Genomic DNA, 3,240 nt, shown 5'->3' with positions numbered 1-3,240 from the left:
GCGGGTGCAAACCCCGCCAGGTCCTGGAGATCCTTGTCCTGCACCGCGGCACACCGGTCTCCAAGGACCGGTTGATCGACCTGATCTGGGGCGACGCGGCACCGCCGGAGGCCTTGCCGACACTGGAAAGCTACATCAGTATCCTGCGCCGCCGGATCCAGCCCGGCGCCAGCCGCACCGGCGCGTTGCGGACCGTCACCGCCGGTTACGTGATGGACCGGGACCTGCTCGATCTGGACCTGGACCGGTTCAACCACCTTCTGGCCCAGGCCCAGCACGCACCCGCGGCCCAGGCGTACCCGCTGCTGCTCGAAGCGCTGGCCATCGCCGCCGAACCGCTGCTCGCGAATGAACCGACCGCCGGCTGGGCCGAAGCCGAACGCCAGACCCACACCGCACGGCTGTCCTGGGCCATGGTCGCCGCCGCGAACGCCGCTGCCGCGACCGGCCAGAACGAGGACGCGATCCAACTCGCCCGCCGCGCTATCGACGCCGACAAACTCGACGAAAACGCCTGGTGCTCCCTGCTCACCGCGCTGCGGAACACCGGCCGGCACGCCGACGCCCTGCACGCCTACGAACAATGCCGCCAACTGTTCATCGACGAACTCGGCTGCACCCCCGGACCGGCCCTGCAGGGCATCCACCGCGAACTGCTCCAAGGCGCCGCCGAAGCCGACGGCAGCCTCGCCGACCTGCTCTCGGCCCTGCTGTGCCTGCACGCCCACACCAACACCAACACCACACCGGCGACAGGACCGGCCCCCGGACGGGCAGCCACCGTTCCCGCGACCGCACCAACGGCCAGCCACGAACCACTCCGCGACGCCAGCCGCGTCCTGACCAACCTCCTCAAACAAGCCCAACTCGTCATGCAAACCCAAATGCCCAGCTAAGTGACAAGGGCAAGCAACATAACTACATATTTGTCCTCAAAAGCATGTACGTGGACCCTATTCTGCGGCATACTCCCTTATAGCGGCCATTTCCGTTAGGGGGCGATATGGACGGCGGCAATACAGTGGCGCGTACAAGGGTACTGGTGGTGGACGACCACTTGACCTTTGCTGAGTTGCTGACTGGCGCCCTTGACCGCGAACCGGATCTTGTCAGTATTGGCCATGCCACGAGTGCCACGGACGGTATCCGGATGTGCCGGGAGCTCAAGCCTGACCTGGTGGTTATGGATGTCCAGCTCCAGGACGGCGACGGCTTCAGCGCCACGTCGACCATTCTCGAACACAACCCGCAGGCCCGCGTGATCGTATTGACCGCCCACGCGACCCCAGAGGTTTTCGAACGGGCCGCCCGGGCGGGCGCCTGTGGATTTCTGCCCAAGGACGGATCATTGGCCTCGATGCTCCAGACCCTCCGGCATGCCCGGCCGGGAAGCCTGGTCGTGGATCCTTCGCTCGTAGCTGGCTTGACGTCCCGCAGACGGGAACAGGAGCAGGAAGCCGAGCGCGTTCCGCAGCTGACTCCTCGCGAGAGTGTCGTCCTGGAGCTGATGGGTGAGGGCAAGGACGTGCGCATGATAGCCAAGCAACTCGGGCTGTCTCCCCTGACCTGCCGCGGCTACGTGAAGACCATTCTGTCCAAGCTGGGAGCCCATTCGCAGCTTGAGGCGGTCGTCATCGCTTCCCGTCTCCACTTGATCCACCGCGACTATGAGGGCTGAAAATAAAGGCAGACCGGGGCATCGAAAATTCCCGAGGTCGGCACAAGGTCTGTACTCCAAACTAAGCCGCATGAGCACCATTTTGGCACCGGTCGACCCGGCGCCGCTGAACGAGCGCGATGACGCGATCCGTTCGGATCTTCATCCGCTGAAGGACGAACAGGCCAACGACCGTTCCGTCGTCCATGAAACAATCACCATTTTCCTGATCCTCGGCCTGACGGCCATGATTCTGGTTTTCATCCCTTCACTGCTGTGGGTCCGGGCTCAAGCCCTCGATCACGCTTTAGGGAACATTGCCGCCAGTACTCAACGTATGGCCAACTTCACACTCGCCCCATTCGTCAATGAAGATTTGCTGTCTGGAGATCCGGAGGCACAGGACCGCCTGGACGAAGTGGTGAACGCCCGGATCCGTGAAGGCGACCTGATGCGGGTGAAGATCGTCACCGAGGATGGACGCATCATCTATTCCGATGAGAACCGGCTAATCGGAGAGCGGATGCAACTGGCCGACAGGGCCACCGCACTTTTCGACGGCGCCTCAACGACGGCCGTCATTGAGGAACCGGACGAAGGGGAAAACCGCTTCGAGTCGGATTCCGGCCAACTGGTGGAGGTCTACACACTGGCGACGTCGGCCGCTGGAGTTCCGCTGATCTTTGAGGCTTATTATCCAGCCGACGCGGCATTGGCTGAGCAAGGGGCGCTGTTCCTCCGGCTCGTTCCGGGTGTTCTGCTGGCGCTCGTACTGCTCCAGGCCGCCCAGCTCCCATTAGCTATCTGGTTGTCGCGGCGGGTCCAGGGCCACCAATTGGTACGACGGCGGTTGCTGCGGCAGTCTATCGCCGCCTCAGATCTCGAGCGGAAGCGGATCGCCAGGGATCTCCACGACGAGGTCATTCAGGATCTTGCAGGGTTGAGCTACGCACTCGAATCCGTCGAAACGCGCAGTCCCGACACTGTTCGTCCCACCATCGTCCAGGCGCGAACGATCCTGCAGGGAAATATCGGGACGCTGCGCGGCATGCTGACCGAGCTTTACCCGGCGGATTTGAACCGTATGGGACTTCCCAAAGCATTGAACCGGCTGGTCGACCCTTTGCGCGAACAAGGTGTGGACGTCTCCCTTGACGTGCCGGAATCCTTCCAAGTCGACAGGACGACCGAGGTCCTGCTGTACCGGGTGGCCAGGGAAACGCTGGTGAACACGGCCAAGCATGCGGAGGCGACGTCGGTCTCGGTCGAGCTGCGCCTCTCTGACCATACGGCTGAAATGCGGGTGGCCGATAACGGAGTCGGCTTCGACTCCACGCAGGAAATCCAAAACGGACATCTGGGACTGCGTCTGGCGCGGGACACGGTGGCTGAAGCAGGCGGAACGGTAGAGATTACCTCCAGCACCGGGGAGGGAACATGCGTTATGACCAGCGTTCCACTGGCCTCATAACCGTCCTCGTGGTCGACGACCATGCCGTTATGAGGTGGGGAATCGTTTCCGTCCTGGAGGAAACCGGTGACTTCCGGGTGGTGGCCGAAGCCGGCGATGGCGAAGCGGCAGC

General features: G+C 63.1%; 3 protein-coding genes. All 3 read left to right on the top strand.

The annotated features are described in order from the left end of the window. Positions 1–896, top strand: an 896-nt coding sequence (locus Y707_RS27535) for an AfsR/SARP family transcriptional regulator (RefSeq protein ID WP_035782608.1), incomplete at its 5' end; no start/stop codon positions are given. Between the two features lie 107 nt (positions 897–1,003). After that, the gene (locus Y707_RS0118850; protein WP_026536227.1) at positions 1,004–1,678 is read left to right on the top strand and encodes a response regulator; all 675 of its coding nucleotides are present in this window, start codon (positions 1,004–1,006) and stop codon (positions 1,676–1,678) included. Positions 1,679–1,748: 70 nt separating this feature from the next. Then, the gene (locus Y707_RS27530) at positions 1,749–3,128 is read left to right on the top strand and encodes a sensor histidine kinase (RefSeq protein WP_051442199.1); all 1,380 of its coding nucleotides are present in this window, start codon (positions 1,749–1,751) and stop codon (positions 3,126–3,128) included. Positions 3,129–3,240: the final 112 nt, after the last annotated feature.

The organism is Arthrobacter sp. H14 (assembly GCF_000520495.1).
Classification (GTDB): Bacteria; Actinomycetota; Actinomycetes; order Actinomycetales; family Micrococcaceae; genus Arthrobacter_C.
This window is presented reverse-complemented; position numbering and strand designations above follow the sequence as displayed.